Genomic DNA, 19544 nt, shown 5'->3' with positions numbered 1-19544 from the left:
GTAGGACGTACAGGCAAACACGCGTCTTATAGCGAAAGCACCCAAAACTAGGGGGCAGGTTACATGCCCCACCGTTCTGGAGATAACAAAAGAGGTGGCTGAATGGCCCTGTCCGAGCAGTATATTGAAGATGACGTTCATCCTATCGACATTGTCGAAACATTAGCCGAGCATCATGACTGGGTGTTCGACCGGATTTCCGACGAACAGATCGCGATGGAAGTAGAAGGCCAGTGGCGGACCTATCAGGTCACCTTGGCATGGTCGGCCTATGACGAAACACTACGCCTGATTTGCAGTTTTGAGATGGAGCCACCGGAGGATAAGATCCCCGCGCTCTATGGTCTGCTCAATGATGTGAATGACCGATGCTGGGCGGGCGCGTTCAGCTATTGGGCCGAGCAGCAGATGATGATTTACCGCTACGGCCTCGTTCTCGCGGGCGGGCATATCGCATCGCCTGAGCAGATCGACACTATGATCGGCGCCGCAGTAACGAGTGCGGAGCGGTATTATCCTGCGATGCAGCTTGTGGTTTGGGGCGACCGGACGCCACAAGACGCGCTGCAAGTCGCCATTGCAGAGGCCTACGGGCGGGCGTAACTCTTATCCCGACATAAAATCGGGGGACGTATGAAAAATTCACGAATTGCCGCAGACGGGCTTGTTTTGCTGGGCTGCGGAAAGATGGGATCTGCGATGCTTGCGGGGTGGCTGGGTCGTGGTTTGCCCCCATCTTCTGTCTGGGTGCAGGATCCATTTCCGTCCGATTGGCTGAAAGAGACCGGCGTGCATCTGAACGCAGACCTGCCAGAGCGTCCTGCCATCGTATTGGTCGCCGTGAAGCCTCAGATGATGGCCGAGGCGCTGCCCACGCTGCGCAAAATGGGTAATGGCCATACCCTGTTCGTGAGTGTGGCTGCAGGCACGCCGATCGCATTTTTCGAGACGACATTGGGAGCAGAAACACCTGTAGTGCGTGCCATGCCCAACACACCCGCCGCGATTTCGCAGGGGATTACGGCGATTGTTGGTAATGTGCATGCAGGCGAAAAAGGTCTGGATGAGGCCGAAGCGCTTTTGTTGGCGGTAGGTGAGGTTGTGCGCCTGAGCGAGGAAGCGCAGATTGACGCCGTCACCGGCGTAAGCGGCTCCGGTCCGGCATATGTGTTTCATATGATCGAGGCGATGGCAGCGGCGGGCGTCTCGCTGGGCTTGCCCGAAGCGATGGCCCTTCAGTTGGCGCGGGCAACTGTTGCGGGGGCCGGCGCGCTGGCGATGCGATCGGATGAGGATCCAGCGCAGCTGCGGGTGAATGTCACTAGCCCCAATGGCACGACGCAGGCAGCCCTTGAGGTTCTGATGGACGCGCAAAACGGATTTCCCCCGCTGCTGAAACGCGCGGTTGCGGCAGCGGCGGACAGATCAAGGGAGTTGGCAAATGGTTGAATTATCATTTGACGATTTTATGAAAGTCGACGTCCGCACAGGCCGCGTTATCAAGGCGGAGGCATTCCCCGAAGCCCGCAAACCGGCGATCAAGATGTGGATTGATTTCGGAGAGAACATAGGAGTGCGCAAGACCTCTGCGCAGTTGACGGTGCATTATACGCCTGAAGGCCTCATCGGGCGGCAGGTTCTGGCGGTTGTAAATTTTCCACCGCGTCAGATCGGACCATTTATGTCAGAAGTACTGGTGCTGGGATTGCCGGACGAGAACGGAGCGGTTGTCCTTGCAGTACCGGATCAAACCACGCCACTGGGAGGGCGGATGCATTGAAAAAAGTATTGATTGGCCGGCTCTTGCCCGATGAAGTTTATGCCTCGCTTGAGGGTTTGAACGTCGTGCGCCGTGATGAGACGCACCCGCTGAGCGCAGAAGAGATGGCGGCGGCGCTACGCGACTATGACGGTGTTATGTGCACATTGGGGGATCAGTTCTCAGGCGAAGTGTTTGCCGGTGTGCCCTCACCTCGCTGCGCGATTTTAGCCAACTTCGGGGTCGGGTATAATCATATCGATGTCGCCGCTGCGAAAGCCTGTGGCATTACGGTGACCAACACGCCCGGCGCTGTAACAGACGCCACAGCTGACATTGCTATGACGCTCATGTTGATGAGTGCACGCCGCGCTGGAGAAGGCGAGCGACTGGTCCGTTCCGGCACTTGGGAGGGTTGGCATCCAACCCAGATGCTGGGGCTGCATTTAAGCGGCAAGTCGGTCGGTATTGTGGGCATGGGTCGCATCGGACAGGCAATTGCACGGCGCTGTCACTTCGGTTTCGGGATGACGGTTCATTACTTTGGCCGCACTGAAAAAGATCTGGATTTCGATGCTGTATATCACAGCGATCTAAAGAGCTTGGCCGCGCATGTTGATGTGCTGGTCACTGCCGTGCCAGCAAGTCCGCAGACGCGCCATATGATCAATGCTGAGATACTGGGGGCCATGCAATCGCATGCCCGCGTGATTAACATTGCGCGCGGCGATGTGATTGAGGAGGCAGCCCTTATTGAGGCGCTGACGCAGGGCAAAATAGGGGGCGCGGGCCTCGATGTTTACGAATTCGAGCCGGACGTTCCCCAAGCGCTGCGGGATCTGGATAACGTAGTGCTATTACCGCATATGGGTACGTCTACTGCGGAGGTGCGTGTGGATATGGGGCGTATGGTAGTTGAGAATCTACAAGCATTCTTTCGTGGCGATACTCCGCCAAATCCGGTTTAGCGGTCCTCCATCGCCTCGCGCCAATGCCGGCGGCACAGGGAAATGTAGCTTTCGTTGCCGCCGATCTGTACCTGCGCGCCTTCACGGAGCACCTGACCTGTTGCATCCTTGCGGACCACCATGGTTGCCTTTTTTCCACAATGACAGATCGTGCGGATCTCGCGCATCTCGTCTGACAGGGCCAGCAAGGCAGCAGAGCCGGGAAACAACCTTCCTTGGAAATCAACCCTCAAACCGTAACACATGATTGGAACGCCCAGATCATCCACCGCCCGCGCCAGTTGCCAGACTTGGGCATCGCTAAGAAAATGCGCCTCGTCTACGAATATACAGGCGCAAGGGCCGGTTGCGAGGCGGGTTTCTATCTTGGCAAAGATATCTTCGTCGCTGTGGAATGTATCGGCTGACTGGGCGATGCCGATGCGCGACGCAATGCGACCTTCGCCAGCGCGATTGTCGAGTTGGGCAGTGATGAGATAAGGGACCATGCCGCGCTCACGGTAGTTATGCGCTGCTTGGAGCAGGACGGTCGATTTTCCTGCGTTCATTGTTGAATAATTGAAATAAAGCTTGGCCATCTGCGTATTTATGCGGCAAGCGGTGCGCTGTGCAAGTCAGTCAGCTTATGATTGACAAATTTAGGGGGAAAATGCACTAGGTCTTTGCAGGCATGAATTTTATGCTGGCATAAACGTGCAGCGATTTAAGGTTTTTCTCTATGGGTGCAGCCGCCAATTATTTGAAAAAGCATACCGAGGCATTGGTCAAAGCGGTGGGGGTAGAGGCCGCCTGTGATGTTACAGGCAAATCCAAAGCTACGCTTGGCCGCTATTACTCGGACCACGACGAACATTCGGACAGGTTTATGCCAATTGACGCTGTTGCAGCGCTCGAAATGGCTGCGGGATATCCTCACGTGACGCAAGCGCTTGCAGAGCTTTCTGGTGCACGGGTCGAGTTTGATGAGCGGCGCGCGAATGACACGACGAGGGGCAGCGTGAATTCGGATGTTATCGCACTTAGCCAACGGTTTGCGATGCTGATGGGCGAATATCAGCAGTCCATCGCTGATGGTAAGATCACAGTGAACGAGGCCAAGAGGCTGTTGAAGGAAACCTCGTTGTTGCAGCAGGTTTTGGTGGATATGAAGCTCCATCTGGAAGACGAAAGTGTCTGAGCCCCTTCCTGCGGCCGTCATGGATGCACTTGCGCAGATTGACGTAGACGCACTGAAATCCCCTGATGATGCAGGTCATAGACCGCGCATCCTATTGCTCTATGGCTCCTTGCGGGCGCAGAGTTATTCGCGGTTTGCAGCAGAAGAAGCGGCGCGCATTTTGCGGCACCTCGGGTGTGAGACAAAGATGTTTGACCCGCGTGGTCTTCCCCAGCCAGACGATGCAGCGGATGATCATCCCAAGGTCGTGGAATTGCGGGATCTGGCCGTTTGGTCGGAGGGGATGGTTTGGTCCAGTCCTGAGCGGCATGGCGCGATGACAGGGATCATAAAGAGCCAGATTGACTGGTTGCCGCTGTCGTTGCAGGGCGGCATACGGCCCACGCAGGGTAAGACACTGGCGATCATGCAGGTCTCGGGGGGCTCTCAGTCCTTCAATGCGGTCAACCAAATGCGTATATTAGGACGCTGGATGCGGATGATCACCATTCCGAACCAGTCTAGTATCCCGAAGGCATGGTTGGAGTTTGACAGTGAAGGGCGGCTGCCAGAAGGACCGTTTTACGCCCGCATCGTGGATGTCATGGAAGAGCTGGTAAAGTTTACATGGCTGGTAAGGGGGCGGTCTGACTACCTTGTCGACCGCTACTCCGAGCGGGTAGAGAGTGCCGAGCAGGTGCATAAACGGGTGTCACTGAAGGACATCTAGCCGTGTTTTTCGACGATAACCGAGCCCACCGAATATCCAGCACCGAACGAACAGATAAGACCGACATCACCATCATTCAGGTCGTCAGAATACTTGGAGAATGCAATCATCGACCCTGCGGAAGATGTATTTGCGTAATCTTGTAGAATGTTGGGCTGCTCTCCTTCTTCCGGAGTGCGTCCTAGAACTTTCTTCCCGATAAAATCGTTCATAGATTTATTCGCCTGATGCAGCCAAATACGTTTCAAATCATCAGCGTGGACGGTTTCTTCAGCCATATGCCCGGCGATGTGATCTGCCACCATAGGCAACACTTCCTTAAACACTTTTCTCCCGTTTTGCATGAATTGCATATCGCGACGGTCTGCAACACCGTCAGGGCGGGAACGGCGCAAAAAGCCGTTGTTGTTGCGAATGTTATTGGAAAAGTCCGTCGCGCAGCGCGTTGATCTGATTTCAAAATACGACCCCGTCGCATCCTCCGCGCGCTCAATCAAAACGGCCGTGGCGACATCGCCGAATATGAAATGACAGTCGCGATCGCGCCACTCCAGATGCGCTGAGCAAATTTCAGGATTAACCACAAGCGCACTCCGGATTGAGCCAGAGCGGATCATGTCCGCGGCAGCTTGAATGCCGAAGGTCGCAGAGGAGCAAGCCACATTCATGTCAAAAGCGAAGCCGTTGATCTGAAGAAGGTTTTGTATTTCGATGGCCACTGCGGGATAAGCGCGTTCGAGATTTGAGGCTGCGCAGATAACGGCATCGACATCGGCAGCTGTCTTTCCTGCCGCCTCAAGAGCCTTTGTTGCAGCATCCAGCGCCATTTCCGCCATTAACGAGGGTTCGTCATCACTGCGTTGGCGCAGAAGGGGGTGCATGACGTTCGGGTCTAGGATGCCTTCTTTATCAATTACATAGCGCTGGTTAATGCCGGAAGCTTTCAGGATGAATTCCTCCGAGGAGTAGTCCTTGGCAGGGAGCGCGCCTGCTGCAATCTGCGCTGCATTTTCTGCGTTGTAGATATCCACATAAGCATTAAAGGACGCGACCAGTTCGGCGTTGGTGATGACCTGATCGGGCGTGAATACGCCAGTGCCTGTAATTGCGGGTGTGTACATCTCTTATTCCTCTTTACTGGCAGTGACTTAGGTCGGTTAATTCCTGTGGGTAACTTTTCTTGGGCGCGAAAGACTGCGGACACCTCGGGAAGGCTTGGATGATTTTAGCGGATATTTCAGGGATGTGCGATTTAAAAGCGGAGTTTATGGGCTTTCACTGGCGCATTGGTTTTTCTGGAGTGCTTGTAAGATGCGCATTGCGTTAGCTGCGTCTGTCTCAGGGACGAAAACATGGTCATGGTAAAAGGCCGCGACCATGTTGCAAGGGATGTTATGGTCTGCCAGCGCAGAGGCTACCGCAGCGGTAAGGCCAACACCATCGAGTGCAGAATGAACCGTAAGGGTAATGCAGTGCATAGGCGCCGAAATATCCAAACCTTCGGCAGTTGCTACATCTAGCGGCAATATCAGAGAACTGCCTTCCGCCTCTAGAAACAGTCCCCTTACATGGGGCGCTGTTCGGATCAAAAGCTCATTATCTGTTGTGCTGGCAAAGACAAACAGCCCATCAAGCAGGGAGGGAGCCATGCCAGCGATCATATCACTTGCACTGTGGGCGATCTTTGCGGCGATGCCTGACATCTGGAACTTTTCCTTACATTATCCCTGAAGCGATTTCACGCCAATATCACCCTCTGCCTGTGCCTTGATCGCCAGCGCGGCGGCGTAAGCGCCTGCAGCCGTGGTATAGTAAGGGATACGATCATACAGGGCGATAGAGCGAATGCTTTTGCTGTCCTCGACCGCTTGCGCGCCCTCGGTCGTGTTCATCACAAGATGGATGTTTTCATCTTTCATCATATCGGTGATGTCGGGGCGGCCCTCGTAAACTTTGTTCACGATTTGGCAGGGAATATCGTGAAGAGTCAGCCATGCGGCAGTGCCGCGCGTTGCGATAATGGTGAAGGTTTGTTCTGTTAGAATGCGCGCTGCATCCAGAACATCGGAGGTTTTGTCAGCATCCTTGATCGATAGGAAAGCGTTGCCTGTGCGGGGCAGCATCGTACCAGCGCCCATCTGTGCCTTCAAAAACGCGCGGGGGAAATCGCGGTCCCAACCCATCACTTCTCCGGTGGAACGCATTTCGGGTCCAAGGATCGTGTCGACACCGGGGAAGCGGGCAAAGGGGAGAACCGCCTCTTTGACCGAAAACCATGGCATGTTCGGGTCGGCCAGCGTCATCGGATCGCCCAGCGGCAGGACATCGTCATAAGCGGCATTGGCGTCATAAGGCGCGCGTAGGGGGAAGTTGCTCAGCGGCTCTCCGGCCATGATGCGGGCGGCGATGCTGGCGATGGCGCTATCGGTTGCTTTGGCGACGAACGGGACTGTACGTGAGGCGCGGGGGTTGACCTCAATCAGGAAGATCTCCTCGACGCCCTCGGCGTTGGGTTTGACGGCGAACTGGATGTTCATGAGGCCCACGACGTTAAGAGCCTTTGCGAGGGCTTTTGTCTGCACTTCGACTTCTGCGATAATTTCTTTACTGAGCGAGTAGGGAGGGAGCGAGCAGGCAGAGTCGCCGGAGTGTACGCCGGCTTCTTCGATGTGCTGCATGATGCCCGCGACGTGGACATCAGTGCCGTCGCTGAGGGCGTCTACATCGAGTTCGACCGCCCCCGAAAGGTAGCTGTCGAGAAGCACGGGGCTGTCGCCCGAGACGACAACGGCCTCCGATATGTAGCGCTCGAGGTTGGCCTGATCTCGGACGATCTCCATCGCACGGCCACCGAGGACGTAGGAGGGGCGGATGACGAGGGGGAAGCCGATTTCTTTCGCGATCTCGATGGCTTCGGCGTCGGAATGGGCGATGCCGTTGTGCGGCTGCCTGAGGCCGAGGGACTGCACCAGATCGGCGAAGCGTTCGCGGTCTTCTGCAAGGTCGATCATATCGGGCGTGGTGCCGAGGATCGGGATGCCTTCGTCGTGCAGTGCTTGGGCGATTTTCAGGGGCGTTTGGCCGCCAAACTGTACGATAACGCCGTGGAGGGTGCCGTTTTCCTGCTCAACGCGTAGGATTTCCATGACGTGCTCAAATGTGAGTGGCTCAAAATACAAGCGGTCGGAGGTGTCATAGTCGGTTGAGACCGTCTCGGGGTTGCAATTGACCATTATGGTTTCATAGCCGGCATCCGTGAGGGCATAGCACGCGTGGCAGCAGCAATAATCGAACTCGATCCCCTGACCGATACGGTTGGGGCCGCCGCCGAGGATTACGACTTTTTTCCGGTCAGACGGGCGTGCTTCGCATTCGACGTCGCCCATCATTGGTGTTTCGTAAGTCGAGTACATGTATGGCGTCTGCGCTTCGAATTCGGCGGCGCAGGTGTCGATGCGTTTGAATACAGCCTTTACGCCGAGTCCGAGACGATATTTGCGGATCTCTTTTTCGGTCTGGCCTGTGAGCGTCGCGAGGCGGGCATCGGTAAAGCCCATCATTTTGAGGCGGCGTAGCGCTGTTTCTTCGGTGGGCAGGCCATTTGCACGGACAACTTCTTCCGCCTCCACGATCTCGCGAAAGCGGGCGAGAAACCACGGATCGAACATGGTCGTAGCATGGATATCTACGTCTGACATGCCGTGCCGCATAGCCTGAACGATGGTCCGCATACGGTCGGGGGTGGTTTTTGCAATCGCCTTTGTCACGGCGGCGCGGTTATCAGAGGCGTCATCGGGCAGGTCAGGATTGAAACCTGGAATGATAATTTCGTCAAAGCCGGTAAGGCCGGATTCCATTGACGCCAGCGCCTTTTGCAGGCTTTCGTGAATGGTCCTGCCGATGGCCATAGCTTCGCCGACGGATTTCATCGCGGTAGTAAGGTAAGGCTCGGAGCCTGGAAACTTCTCGAAGGCGAATTTGGGGATCTTGGTGACGACGTAATCGATGGTAGGCTCAAAGCTCGCGGGTGTGACGCCGGTGATGTCGTTGTCTAGCTCGTCCAACGTAAAGCCGACTGCCAGTTTTGCGGCGATCTTTGCAATCGGGAAACCAGTGGCCTTTGACGCCAGCGCGGAGGAGCGTGACACGCGGGGGTTCATCTCGATTACGACCATGCGGCCATCAGCGGGGTTGATCGCCCATTGCACGTTAGAACCGCCCGTTTCCACGCCGATTTCGCGCAGTACGGCGATGGAGTGGTTGCGCATGATCTGATATTCTTTGTCCGTCAGAGTGAGTGCAGGAGCTACAGTGATGCTGTCGCCTGTGTGCACTCCCATCGGGTCCACGTTCTCGATTGCGCAGACGATGATGGCGTTGTCGGCGCTATCACGTACAACCTCCATCTCGAATTCTTTCCAGCCCAGCAACGACTCGTCTATGAGGATCTGACCCATGGGCGAGGCATCCATGCCAGAGCGGCAATAGAATTCGTAGTCCTCGCGGTTATACGCGACGCCGCCCCCGGTGCCGCCCATGGTAAAGGCAGGACGAATTATGGCGGGCAGGCCGATTTCCTCAAGAGATTCCAGTGCGATGCGCACGCCTGCGGCGAGGTCTTTCTTGCCATTCGCATCTTTCGGTGCGGTGCAAATGGTCGCTTTCGGGTTTTCGATGCCGAGGCGGTCCATGGCTTCGCGGAACAGTTTGCGATCCTCGGCCATCTCGATTGCTTCACGCTTCGCACCGATCATCTCGACGTTATATTTCTTCAGTATGCCCATCTCTTCGAGGGCGAGCGAAGTGTTCAGCCCCGTCTGGCCGCCCATCGTGGGCAGCAGCGCGTCGGGGCGCTCTTTTTCGATAATCTTTGCGACCATTTCAGGGGTAATCGGCTCAATGTAGGTGGCATCGGCTAGGCCCGGATCGGTCATGATGGTGGCAGGGTTTGAGTTGACAAGGATTACGCGGTAGCCTTCCTCCTTGAGCGCCTTGCATGCCTGCGCGCCGGAGTAGTCGAATTCGCAGGCCTGTCCGATGACAATAGGCCCTGCACCAATGATCATAATCGACTTGATGTCGGTTCTCTTTGGCATGGCTATGGCCCCCTATGAATTTCGCAAACTTTTGTGCTTATAGGCGCTGGGCTGCGGGGTGCAAGGTGCAAAAGGGGAGGTATTTCGCTGGAGTATTTAAGTGCCAGTTTTTCGCTAGTTTGTTCGGGCAAAAGTGATGTAGGACGTTTATCATGCGTCATGAATGCTGACACCCTGATTTTGCCCTTTTCGATTACGGCGTTTGTCTATCTGATTGTGACGCTTCAAGTTCAGGGGGGACTCCCTCCGTTGTACCGGCGCTTCGACGTGGTGCATGAGAAAGATCTGATCAAGATACTGCCTGCAGTGTTTTCTTTGATATTCATGATGCTGTTTGCGGTGACCGGTATGCGGTTATTCTTGTTTGCGTTTGGCTGGTGCACCCGATGACGGTCAGATGGCCGATGCTGGCCTTTGACATCTGGACCGTTGGAATAAGCCTTTTGCGCTAGCGTTGCTCATTTAACAGCATGCTGGCGGGGGTTTACCTGTCCTTTCACGCATCAAGATAAGCCCGCACAGCGGCCTCGAATTCTCGTGGGCGTTCGGCATGAAGCCAGTGGCCTGCGTTTGGCAATTTGGCAAAACGGGCGGCAGGAAAAAGCGATTTTATCAGCGGGCGGTGCTCACGCAGTACATAGGCGCTATCGCCGCCGGTCAGGAATAGGGTGGGGTTCGTGAATTGGCCCTCGATTTCGGGAAAGCCGATGATGTTTGGCATTTCGGCCTCTAGCACGTCGAGATTGAGCAGCCAGCGTTTACCAGCGACATCCAGCGATTGAGTGAAAAAGCTTTGTAGCGCAGGCTCGACCCCTTGAGCGCCCAGTTGTTCTGCGGCTTCCGAGCGGCGGGTTACTGCATTCAGGTCTACGGCGCGCATTGCGGCGATCTGGTGTGATTGGGTGTGGGAGTAGGGGACTGGTGCGATGTCGGCCACGATGAGGCGACGCAGCAAGTGGGGGTATTTGAGCCCGAGAACCATCGCAGCTTTTCCGCCCATGGAGTGGCCGCACAGATCCACGGGACCACCTATGTGGGCGATAAGATCGGCGAGGTCGTCGGCCATGTCCTCATAGGACTGGGTCGCCGCGCGCGGGCTGCTGCCATGATTACGCATATCAGGCGTGATCACGCGGCGCGTGTCGGACAGGCGTTTGGCGATAACACCCCAATTCCGCCCAGAGCCATAAAGGCCATGGGCGATGATCAGGGGGGGGCGGTCAGGGGATGAATCCCCGAATTCGGTAAAACTCAGCATGTGATCAGGCGTAGCGCCATTGCAGGGCAGTGACCAGCCGCTTAGAGTTGGGAGATGATGACAGACAGGGATATGGCGGCCAAATCGCGAAAATTGCGCGGATTGATGCAGGAAAAGTTGGACGTGCGGGGCCGCGATCTGGCGCAGGCCCTGCGCCGTGCGGGACGGCGGCTGCCGAGGTCGGTGCGAAAGCGGGGGGTGGCACTTATGCGCGCCGAGACGCTGGCCCATAACCCCAAAACCGCGCGGCAGATAGATGCCGAGGCCGTCGAGCGTGATTTCGAAGCTGTGCGCACCTATCTGGTCAGTTTGGACGTGGTCGAGTTGCGCAAGTCGCGCATATTGAGCGTGACAGCGGCGGTGGCCGCAAACCTGCTTGCCGTTGCAGTGATGTTCGTCGTTTGGCTGTGGTGGGGCGGATATGTCTAAGCGGAATATTCGGCGTCGGTTACATGCTCAAGCCATGTGACCGCACTCCCGTCGAGTTCCTCCTGCAGTGCGATGTGGGTCATAGCTACAGTTGCACTCGCCCCGTGCCAGTGCCTCTCATCGGGCTCGAAAAAGACGGTATCACCGGGGCGGACCGTTTCCACCACACCTCCCTCACGCTGAACGAGGCCTGTACCGGAAGTCACGATAAGGGTCTGGCCCAGCGGATGGGTATGCCACGCCGTGCGCGCACCCGCCTCGAACGTGACAGTAACGCCGCGCAGGCGGGCGGGGGCGGGCGCTGTGATCAGTGGGTCCATGCGCACCGTTCCGGTAAAATATTCTGCGGGGCCAGTACCGGAGGGGCGGGAACCTGCGGGATGAATAATCATTGGTGTCGCCTTTTGAATTTTGTCGGGTCACTGACGATAGAGTGACCTAAAATCCGCTGCGTGGAAAGGTATGGATTGGGTCTAGCGAAACTGGATTTGCGCATTTCCCGCTTCACATCTGCTTATTTCCCGACGACCGGGTATCGGAGCTCACCTGCCTGTTCTTGTCATTGATCCCCACAATTTTTTCGAGCAGCAATTGCCCGTAAGGCGCATTCATACGATGAAAACCTCTGGGCGGGTGTGCGACATTCATGTTCCGACTTAGGCGTGTCAAACATTCGCAAAATACATGCTTTGTAGACATGCGTTGCTCTTCGACAGCAGCGGCAGGTGGTTTTATGATTTGGGAATTGCCCTTTGAAAGCGCGGCCGATTTCTTCTTCAACAGGGCTCTCAAAATTTTTAACATGGTCTGAAGTTCCGGCTGTATAATAGCGGAATTTCGACGTCTTCCTCCCAAATCAACTGCTCTCGCGGAGAATCAGAAAAAGCCTTTTCAATCAACAGACGAAACTTTCGGGCGGTTTAGATATTTCCATAACGACTGGAACGCATCTAGTAGCCATAAGGCTGGAGCAGGTCTTTTCTATGGCGCTGGGCGAGGGCGCAATATCTAGGACGTTATACCCGCTTGTGTTGAGCTGACGGGTGATGTGCTGTGCGCAACAACTTCCCGCTGTGCCGATTTGCCAATTTTTTCCGATAGCCCACTTTTTAGATATCTATCTGGCCATTAGAAGGGCTGACCATAGACAGGCCGCGTTTCTAAAACTCGCATTCTTCACGATTTTAATAGAGGTTTTTTATAATGACTCAAAGCTGCCGACTGAACTTAGATTTCGATAAAATTTCGATATTAAAAGAGTTTATCCGCGGATTTGATTATTAGCGTCCCGCGCCCCGTATCATATTAGCCGCCGCTTGATTGCAGTACGGCGTTCCGCGCTTACACACGCTCCGCGGGAAGATATCTTTTAGATTTTCCTGAAATCAGTTGTCAGATGGGAAGCTGCATCTGATGCTTGTCGTGACAAGATTTCGGCATCGGGATGATGTCGCGAGTACCTCGGTCTAACGGCACTGGCCCCGCACATAAGTGTCGGGGCCAGCGTGTAATTATGACAGGCGAAGGGCCTTGTGATCAGAGATTCGGATAGATCGGGAAGCGGGCGCACATCGCCTCTACTTCCGCTTTTACCTTTGCTTCGATCTGTGCGTTGCCCTCTTCGCCGTTGGCCGCAAGACCATCAACCACTTCGATGATCCAATCCGCGATCTGGCGGAATTCGGCCTCGGCAAAGCCGCGCGTGGTCCCTGCGGGGGAGCCTAGACGGATACCGGAGGTGACCATCGGCTTTTCAGGATCAAAAGGAACGCCGTTTTTGTTGCAGGTGATGTTTGCACGCTCCAACGCTTTTTCAGTGGCGTTGCCTTTGACGCCTTTTGGGCGCAGATCAACCAGCAATACATGGGTGTCGGTGCCGTGGGTGATCGTGTCCAGCCCGCCTTTGATCAGTTGATCAGAAAGTGCCTGCGCGTTCTTGATGACCTGCTTGATGTAGGTTTTGAATGATGGGTGAAGTGCCTCGCCAAATGCCACTGCCTTGGCGGCGATTACGTGCATCAGCGGGCCACCCTGAATGCCGGGGAAGATGGCGGAGTTGAACTTCTTCGCCAGATCCTCGTCGTTGGTGAGGATCATGCCGCCGCGGGGTCCGCGCAGGGTTTTGTGGGTAGTGGTGGTGGCCACGTGCACGTGGGGGAAGGGGTTGGGGTATTCGCCCGCCGCGATCAGACCTGCGAAGTGTGCCACATCCGCCAGCAGATAGGCGCCAACGCTGTCGGCGATTTCGCGCATTTTGGCAAAATCAATCTTGCGTGGAATGGCGGAGCCGCCGGCGATTATCATCTTGGGCTTATGCTCGGTCGCGAGGCGCTGTACCTCGTCATAGTCCAGCAGGTTGTCTTCGCGGCGAACGCCGTACTGAATGGCGTTGAACCATTTGCCCGACTGGTTCGGTTTGGCGCCATGTGTGAGGTGGCCACCTGCGTCGAGGGACATACCCAGAATGGTATCACCGGGCTGGAGTAGCGCCTGAAACACACCCTGGTTTGCTTGCGAGCCCGAGTTTGGCTGGACGTTGGCAAAGCCGCAGGAGAAAAGCTGGCAGGCGCGGTCGATGGCCAATTGCTCGGCAATGTCGACATATTGGCAACCACCGTAATAGCGGCGGCCAGGATAGCCTTCGGCGTATTTGTTGGTCATAACGCCGCCCTGCGCCTCCATTACGGCGGCCGAGACGATATTTTCAGAAGCAATCAGCTCGATCTCGGTGCGCTGGCGGTGCAATTCCTTGGCGGTGGCCTCCGCGATGGCGGGATCTGTATCGGCAAGAGAACGGGTAAAGAAATCTGACATAATGGCTCCTTGAGCATGGGGTCCTGTTGCGCAGTTTCGTATAGGAAACCCGCGCGGTGGTGAAGACGTGAAAGCGACTGAACACCAGATAGATGCGCCGTGGAGCGACTGCACCCTGCAATTTGCCGCAGATGATGATTTGGCTGGCCGGTGCTGGCAGTTGGGGGAATAGTGTGGTTCTCTGGGTGGAACGTGGCGCAGATCGGAAACATGATGCCTCAGAAGATTGCATTTTTGGCGAGTCGCGCAGCAGTGGCGCAAACCGCACGCGCAGCGCTTGTGGGGCGGTATGGCACTGTCGAGCCTGAAGAGGCGGAGGTCATTGTGGCGCTGGGCGGCGACGGCTTTATGCTGCAAACGCTGCACGAGACCCAGGCGTTGGCCGCGCCTGTCTACGGGATGAACCGCGGGACAATCGGCTTTTTGATGAATACTTACGTCGAGAGTGACCTGCGCGCCCGCCTTGACGCTGCAGAAGAAGCGGTGATCCACCCGTTGTCGATGAAGGCCATTCATGTAGACGGGAGGGTCTCTGAGGCGCTTGCACTCAATGAGGTGGCCCTTCTGCGGCAAGGGCCTCAGGCCGCAAAATTGCAGATTACTGTGGACGGGCGACTGCGGATGCAGGAGCTGGTGTGCGATGGGGCGTTGGTGGCAACACCTGCGGGATCGACGGCATATAATTACTCCGCCCACGGTCCGATCCTGCCTATCGGCGCGGACGTGCTGGCCCTAACGGCGATGGCGGCGTTCCGGCCTCGGCGCTGGCGCGGGGCGCTGTTGCCTTCGACCGCCACAGTGCGCTTTGACGTTCAGGAGCCTGACAAGCGACCTGTCATGGCCGACGCGGACGGCACCAGCTACCGCGACGTGGCTTCTGTCGAGATCCGCTCGGAGCCGAATATTTCCCACAAGATACTTTTTGACCCAGGTCATGGTCTGGAAGAGCGGCTGATTTCGGAGCAGTTCACCTGACCTGTTTCGAAGTTCTGTCTTAGGCTCTGATCATCAGCGTGCGATATATTTCAGCGCGATTTCGGTGGCGCGCCGGGTGTCGAGTACAGGGGGGATGAGGGATAAAACCTCGCCTCTGCTGTCCATGAGGTAAATAAGCGCGCCGTGGCTGAACACAGGGCCATATTCAGGGTCGTCATAGACCAGTTTGTGGTCGATGTTGAATGCCTGATAGGCTGTATCAAGTGCGGCGGGACTGCCCGTGAGGCCGATGAAGTCGGGATGGTAGTTTGCCATCGGGATGGCCATGTTTTCGACTGTGTCACGGGCGGGATCAACGGTGATCATCACAGGTCGAAGGGTGATGCCATGACCCGCAACCGCATCTACCACATCTGCGATTAAGGGCATGGCAGCCGAGCAAATTCCTGGGCAGTTGGCGTATCCGAAAAACACCAACTGTGCATGGCCATCGGGGTCTGATTGCGTGCGTGTCTGGCCGAACTGATTGGTCAGGGAATACGCACCGCCCGTATCGAACGGAAGACTACTCCCCGCCGCTGTAGACGTGGCGAAAAACATAGCGAGCAAAGCAGCGCGGATCACTCGAACAGCTCTTTTATAAAGGCTGCGTCAGCTTCGAGGCCCAAACCGAGGTATCCGTTTTTTGCGATCTCGGCATTGACGCGGGGGTCGCGGCGGAACCATGGCCCTTCACCAGCTGCCTCAGAGTTTTGCATGGCCCAAACCTGGGTCCATGTGTTTGCTTTTTGCGTGGTGCCATCAGCAGTAGTCACGGTCTGGACAAGGTACATGTTTTTGGCAGCAAGATCTTCGTCTTCGAGCAGCAGGCCATCGACGGTGACCGTCTGGTTGCAAAACGGGGCAAGGTCAACGGCAGCACCTGTGAACGCAGGCTGGTTGTTCTTCATCGCGAGGATCAGCACGTTATCGGCACTGCGTAGCAGGCCCATCTGGCGGCGGCCTGCGCCGCAATCTTCGGGGCAATCGCCCGTAAGATGGCACAGCAGATCAACTACCGTTGCGTCGAATTTGGCGGGCACCTCGGCATAAAGGCTCCAGCTTTTTGCCTCGGAGCCGTCGGAGAAATCCTGAGCGGTGGCGGGGTGAGCGAGCGCCAAAGCGACGATTGGGGCGAGAAGGTGCTTCATGGTTTCGGCTCCGGTATCGCAAATCCCGGAACAGGACCGTAGTCCTCATGGGTGAGGTTGGAAATCGCATCTTCTGCAACTACGTTGGCGACAACCAGATAGTTTATGCCGTCACGCGGGTAGAGCATTCCATCGGCTGTCACGGAGTAGCTGGCCAAGGTGAGCAATGTGTCACCGCCGGCACTTTCATCATCCTCGCCGACCTTGAGTACGGTATAAACGGTACCGTCCTCGCCCAGTATGCCCACAGGAATCCCGCCCGCGCTGCACCACAGTGCGCATGTGTGGTGGGACGATCCTACAACGGCATCCGGCCCGCCCATGACGCCGGAGAAATAGCACCACGTGTCAATGATCTCTCCTGTTATCTGCACGCGGGTGCCTTCCTGTGCGCTTGCGTAAGCGGGGGTGAGCATAAGTGCGGTAATGAGGCCAAGTGTTTTGCGCATGGACTATCCTTCTGGTTCTGAGCCCAGCGTAGCGTCGATGCTAAGTGAAGCAAGATTTTATGCGCTTATGGAACCAAACAAGATCGTGAAGGGTTACATTTATGAGAGGCGCGGGAGACGCTGAGACGCGAAACCGGCCCATAACAAACGTAAAGGAGATACCTGATGAACTGGGATACAATTCAAGGCAACTGGAAACAATTCAAAGGTCAAGCGCAGCAAAAATGGGGCGACCTGACCGACGATGACCTCGATAAAGCAGAGGGTAATCGCGAGGAACTCGAAGGCCGCATTCAAGAGAAATACGGCCGTTCGAAAGAAGAGGCGAAAAAAGAAGTTGACGACTTTATGTCAAGCCTCTGAACCACTGGATAAGTTCGTAGAAGAGCGGCCCCTTTGCGGGGGCCGCTTTTTTTAATAACCGAGTGCGGCAAGCGCAGACGGCATCAGACTTTTGCATAGCCTATGGTCTGAAGTGCCGCTCTGATCTCGTCGAGTATGGCGGGATCATCAATAGTGGCAGGCAGTTTGAATGTTTCGCCATCCGCGATTTTTACCATCGTCGCGCGCAGGATTTTACCCGAGCGGGTTTTTGGCAGGCGATCCACAACCAGCGCCAGCTTGAACGCTGCCACGGGCCCGATCTGGTCGCGGATCCGTTTTACGCATTCAGCCTCGATTTCCGCATGGGGGCGGTCGACGCCTTTTGTCAGGCAGACAAATCCCATCGGTGCTTGACCTTTCAGCGCATCATTAACCCCGATTACCGCACATTCGGCCACGTCCGGATGACCCGCAAGGACCTCCTCCATGGCGCCGGTCGATAGGCGGTGGCCTGCGACGTTAATCACGTCATCCGTACGCGCCATGATATAGAGATAGCCGTCAGCGTCGATCATGCCGGCATCGCCTGTCTCATAGTAACCGGGGAAATGGGACAGGTAGCTTTTGCGAAAGCGGTCTTCGGCATTCCAGAGTGTCGGCAGCGTGCCGGGCGGCAGCGGAAGCTTGATGGCAATGGCCCCAAGTGTATCCGGGCCGACGCGGTGGCCGGCCTCGTCGAGGATCTGCACGTTATAGCCGGGCATGGGTACGGTGGGAGAGCCGATTTTGACGGGAAGCGCTTCCAGCCCCGCAGGGTTACCGGCAATGGTATAGCCCGTTTCGGTTTGCCACCAGTGATCGTAGACCGGTTTCCCAAGAACGTTCTGCGCCCAGATGATGGTGTCAGGATCTGCCCGCTCACCGGCAAGGTAAAGAGCGCGCAGGCACGTAAGATCATATTTTGCGACTTCAAGCCCTTTGGGGTCCTCGCGTTTGACGGCGCGGATCGCTGTAGGGGCGGTGAAAAAGCTGCGCACGTTGTGCTCTGAAATGACGCGCCAGAAAGTGCCTGCATCGGGCGTTCCAACAGGTTTTCCCTCGAAAACCACTGTGGTATTGCCCGCGATGAGCGGGCCATAGGCGATGTAGCTGTGACCTACCACCCAGCCCACATCTGAGGCGGCCCAGAAAACATCGCCGGGATCGACGTTATATATGTTCTTCATCGTCCAATTGAGTGCCACGAGGTGGCCTGCGGTGTGGCGCACAACACCCTTCGGCGCGCCAGTCGTGCCAGAAGTATAGAGAATATAGGCAGGATGATTGCCCGCAACAGCGACGCACTCGGCTGGTGTGCCAAGTGCTTTGGCAGCTTCCCACTCGACGTCGCGGCCCTCGACCATGTCGCAGGGTGCTTGGGCGCGTTGCAGGATGATGCAGGCGTCGGGTTTGTGCTGTGCCATGTCGATGGCACCGTCGAGCAGGGGTTTGTAATGGACTACGCGGTTTGGCTCAAGCCCGCAGGAGGCGGCAATTATCGCCTTAGGCGTACAGTCATCAATCCGTACGGCCAGTTCGTTCGCGGCAAATCCTCCGAACACAACCGAGTGGACAGCGCCGATACGCGCACAGGCCAGCATCGCTTCGACCGCTTCGGGGACCATGGGCATATAGATGATCACGCGATCACCCGATGTGACGCCTTGCGCTACAAGCGCGCCTGCGAGGGCGGCAACACGGGTTTGAAGTTGCGCAAAGGTAATTGTTTCTTTGGTGCCGGTGATCGGGCTGTCGTGGATGATCGCGGCCTGTGCTGCACGGCCATTCAAAACATGGCGGTCCACAGCGTTATAGCAGCCGTTTACAAGGCTGTCAGCGTACCATTCATACAGATCCGCACCCTTGTCGAACAGGGCCTGTTCAGGGGCTTTGACCCAATCTATAGCTTGGGCTTGTTCGAGCCAGAATGCCTCTGGGTTGTCTTGAGCAGCCTTGTAAACCTCTGCATATCCCATCGTGTCGTCCTCCCTTATTGTTGGGCGGAGTTAACGCGCAGGCGCAGGGGGGCGGCAAGTAGATTCATAAGAAAGCCGATGGTTGGGTAAAGGAATTTACAGATTTCTGTGAGTTGATAGCTCTGCAACAGTGTCGTATTTCGCTGCAGTTGTCGAAAACGGACAAGATTGAGCCGGAACATGCGCGCACGCTGACCCTAGGCGAGGACATCACGGCCCCGCCATTCAACCTTTGATAGGGTTACGCCATGGGCGACAAACAAGCGAATAAAGCAAAACAAGCCAAGCGCCGCGTTAAAGCGGTGGAAACTGCACAGACCAACGCAGCAAAGGATGCGGCGGTCGCAAGCATGGCGGTGCGCAAGAAATAGACCGCACTGCACCTTATCCTGAACACGCATTGGCGGGGGAATTCCCCCG

The 19544-nt window shown here is 56.2% G+C and carries 22 protein-coding genes; 11 read left to right on the top strand and 11 right to left on the bottom strand.

Features of this window, described 5'->3' with window-relative positions; translation table 11 throughout:
- Positions 1-102: 102 nt before the first annotated feature.
- From C8N30_RS04275 to C8N30_RS04260, 4 genes are read left to right on the top strand one after another with little or no spacing between them, the layout of a single operon-like run.
- Positions 103-603 carry a type III secretion system chaperone family protein gene (locus tag C8N30_RS04275; protein ID WP_025063264.1) on the top strand — a complete coding sequence of 167 codons (501 nt, stop codon included), beginning with the start codon at positions 103-105 and terminating at the stop codon, positions 601-603.
- A gap of 30 nt (positions 604-633) precedes the next feature.
- Complete coding sequence (gene proC / locus C8N30_RS04270; protein ID WP_025063263.1) at positions 634-1449, top strand: pyrroline-5-carboxylate reductase; 816 nt, start codon at positions 634-636, stop codon at positions 1447-1449.
- The gene (locus C8N30_RS04265; RefSeq protein WP_025063262.1) at positions 1442-1780 is read left to right on the top strand and encodes a tRNA-binding protein; all 339 of its coding nucleotides are present in this window, start codon (positions 1442-1444) and stop codon (positions 1778-1780) included. The genes proC and C8N30_RS04265 overlap by 8 nt, the downstream gene beginning before the upstream one ends.
- Positions 1777-2727: a 2-hydroxyacid dehydrogenase gene (locus tag C8N30_RS04260; protein WP_025063261.1), complete on the top strand. Its 951-nt coding sequence runs from the start codon at positions 1777-1779 to the stop codon at positions 2725-2727. The genes C8N30_RS04265 and C8N30_RS04260 overlap by 4 nt, the downstream gene beginning before the upstream one ends.
- Here the strand turns inward: C8N30_RS04260 and C8N30_RS04255 are convergent.
- On the bottom strand, positions 2724-3305 hold the full coding sequence (locus tag C8N30_RS04255; RefSeq protein WP_025063260.1) for a thymidine kinase: 582 nt from the start codon (positions 3303-3305) through the stop codon (positions 2724-2726). The genes C8N30_RS04260 and C8N30_RS04255 overlap by 4 nt on opposite strands.
- Positions 3306-3445: 140 nt before the next feature.
- On the opposite strand from C8N30_RS04255, the gene C8N30_RS04250 reads away from it, so the two are divergent.
- Both C8N30_RS04250 and arsH read left to right on the top strand, forming a co-directional pair.
- The gene (locus C8N30_RS04250) at positions 3446-3904 is read left to right on the top strand and encodes a hypothetical protein (RefSeq protein ID WP_025063259.1); all 459 of its coding nucleotides are present in this window, start codon (positions 3446-3448) and stop codon (positions 3902-3904) included.
- A gap of 19 nt (positions 3905-3923) precedes the next feature.
- Positions 3924-4613, top strand: coding sequence for an arsenical resistance protein ArsH (arsH, locus tag C8N30_RS04245; protein ID WP_037968497.1), 690 nt, complete (start codon positions 3924-3926; stop codon positions 4611-4613).
- Here arsH and C8N30_RS04240 read toward each other — a convergent pair.
- The 3 genes from C8N30_RS04240 to carB all read right to left on the bottom strand — a co-directional run bounded on the left by C8N30_RS04240 (position 4610) and on the right by carB (position 9709).
- Positions 4610-5734, bottom strand: coding sequence for a beta-ketoacyl-ACP synthase III (locus tag C8N30_RS04240; RefSeq protein ID WP_025063257.1), 1125 nt, complete (start codon positions 5732-5734; stop codon positions 4610-4612). The two genes, arsH and C8N30_RS04240, sit on opposite strands and share 4 nt — an antisense overlap.
- 144 nt (positions 5735-5878) lie before the next feature.
- Positions 5879-6316, bottom strand: a complete 438-nt coding sequence (locus tag C8N30_RS04235) for an ACT domain-containing protein (RefSeq protein ID WP_025063256.1) — start codon at positions 6314-6316, stop codon at positions 5879-5881.
- Between the two features lie 18 nt (positions 6317-6334).
- Positions 6335-9709, bottom strand: coding sequence for a carbamoyl-phosphate synthase large subunit (gene carB, locus C8N30_RS04230; protein ID WP_025063255.1), 3375 nt, complete (start codon positions 9707-9709; stop codon positions 6335-6337).
- Between the two features lie 159 nt (positions 9710-9868).
- Between carB and C8N30_RS04225 the strand changes: the two genes are divergently transcribed.
- Complete coding sequence (locus C8N30_RS04225) at positions 9869-10099, top strand: hypothetical protein (protein ID WP_025063254.1); 231 nt, start codon at positions 9869-9871, stop codon at positions 10097-10099.
- 106 nt (positions 10100-10205) lie between these two features.
- On the opposite strand, the gene C8N30_RS04220 is transcribed toward C8N30_RS04225, so the two are convergent.
- On the bottom strand, positions 10206-10967 hold the full coding sequence (locus C8N30_RS04220; protein WP_025063253.1) for an alpha/beta fold hydrolase: 762 nt from the start codon (positions 10965-10967) through the stop codon (positions 10206-10208).
- Between the two features lie 54 nt (positions 10968-11021).
- Between C8N30_RS04220 and C8N30_RS04215 the strand changes: the two genes are divergently transcribed.
- Complete coding sequence (locus C8N30_RS04215; RefSeq protein ID WP_025063252.1) at positions 11022-11396, top strand: hypothetical protein; 375 nt, start codon at positions 11022-11024, stop codon at positions 11394-11396.
- On the opposite strand, the gene C8N30_RS04210 is transcribed toward C8N30_RS04215, so the two are convergent.
- Positions 11393-11788, bottom strand: a complete 396-nt coding sequence (locus C8N30_RS04210) for a (R)-mandelonitrile lyase (protein WP_025063251.1) — start codon at positions 11786-11788, stop codon at positions 11393-11395. The genes C8N30_RS04215 and C8N30_RS04210 overlap by 4 nt on opposite strands.
- Positions 11789-12932: 1144 nt before the next feature.
- Positions 12933-14210: a serine hydroxymethyltransferase gene (glyA, locus tag C8N30_RS04200; protein ID WP_025063249.1), complete on the bottom strand. Its 1278-nt coding sequence runs from the start codon at positions 14208-14210 to the stop codon at positions 12933-12935.
- Between the two features lie 213 nt (positions 14211-14423).
- Here glyA and C8N30_RS04195 point away from each other — a divergent pair, with 213 nt between their 5' ends.
- On the top strand, positions 14424-15185 hold the full coding sequence (locus C8N30_RS04195; RefSeq protein WP_025063248.1) for an NAD kinase: 762 nt from the start codon (positions 14424-14426) through the stop codon (positions 15183-15185).
- Positions 15186-15218: 33 nt separating this feature from the next.
- Here C8N30_RS04195 and C8N30_RS04190 read toward each other — a convergent pair whose 3' ends face one another.
- Genes C8N30_RS04190 through C8N30_RS04180 form a run of 3 tightly spaced genes read right to left on the bottom strand, consistent with a single transcriptional unit; the run spans position 15219 to position 16785 of the window.
- The gene (locus C8N30_RS04190) at positions 15219-15770 is read right to left on the bottom strand and encodes an SCO family protein (protein ID WP_025063247.1); all 552 of its coding nucleotides are present in this window, start codon (positions 15768-15770) and stop codon (positions 15219-15221) included.
- Entirely contained in the window at positions 15767-16336 is a 570-nt protein-coding gene (locus C8N30_RS04185; protein WP_025063246.1) for a hypothetical protein, read from the bottom strand. The genes C8N30_RS04190 and C8N30_RS04185 overlap by 4 nt, the downstream gene beginning before the upstream one ends.
- The gene (locus tag C8N30_RS04180) at positions 16333-16785 is read right to left on the bottom strand and encodes a hypothetical protein (RefSeq protein WP_025063245.1); all 453 of its coding nucleotides are present in this window, start codon (positions 16783-16785) and stop codon (positions 16333-16335) included. The genes C8N30_RS04185 and C8N30_RS04180 overlap by 4 nt, the downstream gene beginning before the upstream one ends.
- A 165-nt stretch (positions 16786-16950) precedes the next feature.
- On the opposite strand from C8N30_RS04180, the gene C8N30_RS04175 reads away from it, so the two are divergent.
- Positions 16951-17148, top strand: a complete 198-nt coding sequence (locus C8N30_RS04175; RefSeq protein ID WP_025063244.1) for a CsbD family protein — start codon at positions 16951-16953, stop codon at positions 17146-17148.
- 83 nt (positions 17149-17231) lie between these two features.
- On the opposite strand, the gene C8N30_RS04170 is transcribed toward C8N30_RS04175, so the two are convergent.
- Complete coding sequence (locus C8N30_RS04170) at positions 17232-19124, bottom strand: AMP-binding protein (protein WP_025063243.1); 1893 nt, start codon at positions 19122-19124, stop codon at positions 17232-17234.
- 248 nt (positions 19125-19372) lie between these two features.
- Here C8N30_RS04170 and C8N30_RS19770 point away from each other — a divergent pair, with 248 nt between their 5' ends.
- Positions 19373-19495, top strand: coding sequence for a hypothetical protein (locus C8N30_RS19770; protein ID WP_269667563.1), 123 nt, complete (start codon positions 19373-19375; stop codon positions 19493-19495).
- Positions 19496-19544 lie beyond the last annotated feature (49 nt).

Source organism: Sulfitobacter guttiformis, from assembly GCF_003610455.1.
Classification (GTDB): Bacteria; Pseudomonadota; Alphaproteobacteria; order Rhodobacterales; family Rhodobacteraceae; genus Sulfitobacter; species Sulfitobacter guttiformis.
Note: the sequence above shows the minus strand (reverse complement) of the source record. Positions and strands in the feature narration are given on the sequence as shown.

Coding starts and splice junctions, on each gene's coding strand:
- C8N30_RS04275 (WP_025063264.1), top strand. CDS start 103: ATGGCCCTGTCCGAGCAGTATATTGAAGATGACGTTCATCCTATCGAC.
- proC (WP_025063263.1), top strand. CDS start 634: ATGAAAAATTCACGAATTGCCGCAGACGGGCTTGTTTTGCTGGGCTGC.
- C8N30_RS04265 (WP_025063262.1), top strand. CDS start 1,442: ATGGTTGAATTATCATTTGACGATTTTATGAAAGTCGACGTCCGCACA.
- C8N30_RS04255 (WP_025063260.1), bottom strand. CDS start 3,305: ATGGCCAAGCTTTATTTCAATTATTCAACAATGAACGCAGGAAAATCG.
- C8N30_RS04250 (WP_025063259.1), top strand. CDS start 3,446: ATGGGTGCAGCCGCCAATTATTTGAAAAAGCATACCGAGGCATTGGTC.
- arsH (WP_037968497.1), top strand. CDS start 3,924: ATGGATGCACTTGCGCAGATTGACGTAGACGCACTGAAATCCCCTGAT.
- C8N30_RS04240 (WP_025063257.1), bottom strand. CDS start 5,734: ATGTACACACCCGCAATTACAGGCACTGGCGTATTCACGCCCGATCAG.
- C8N30_RS04235 (WP_025063256.1), bottom strand. CDS start 6,316: ATGTCAGGCATCGCCGCAAAGATCGCCCACAGTGCAAGTGATATGATC.
- carB (WP_025063255.1), bottom strand. CDS start 9,709: ATGCCAAAGAGAACCGACATCAAGTCGATTATGATCATTGGTGCAGGG.
- C8N30_RS04225 (WP_025063254.1), top strand. CDS start 9,869: ATGAATGCTGACACCCTGATTTTGCCCTTTTCGATTACGGCGTTTGTC.
- C8N30_RS04220 (WP_025063253.1), bottom strand. CDS start 10,967: ATGCTGAGTTTTACCGAATTCGGGGATTCATCCCCTGACCGCCCCCCC.
- C8N30_RS04215 (WP_025063252.1), top strand. CDS start 11,022: ATGATGACAGACAGGGATATGGCGGCCAAATCGCGAAAATTGCGCGGA.
- C8N30_RS04210 (WP_025063251.1), bottom strand. CDS start 11,788: ATGATTATTCATCCCGCAGGTTCCCGCCCCTCCGGTACTGGCCCCGCA.
- glyA (WP_025063249.1), bottom strand. CDS start 14,210: ATGTCAGATTTCTTTACCCGTTCTCTTGCCGATACAGATCCCGCCATC.
- C8N30_RS04195 (WP_025063248.1), top strand. CDS start 14,424: ATGCCTCAGAAGATTGCATTTTTGGCGAGTCGCGCAGCAGTGGCGCAA.
- C8N30_RS04185 (WP_025063246.1), bottom strand. CDS start 16,336: ATGAAGCACCTTCTCGCCCCAATCGTCGCTTTGGCGCTCGCTCACCCC.
- C8N30_RS04180 (WP_025063245.1), bottom strand. CDS start 16,785: ATGCGCAAAACACTTGGCCTCATTACCGCACTTATGCTCACCCCCGCT.
- C8N30_RS04175 (WP_025063244.1), top strand. CDS start 16,951: ATGAACTGGGATACAATTCAAGGCAACTGGAAACAATTCAAAGGTCAA.
- C8N30_RS04170 (WP_025063243.1), bottom strand. CDS start 19,124: ATGGGATATGCAGAGGTTTACAAGGCTGCTCAAGACAACCCAGAGGCA.
- C8N30_RS19770 (WP_269667563.1), top strand. CDS start 19,373: ATGGGCGACAAACAAGCGAATAAAGCAAAACAAGCCAAGCGCCGCGTT.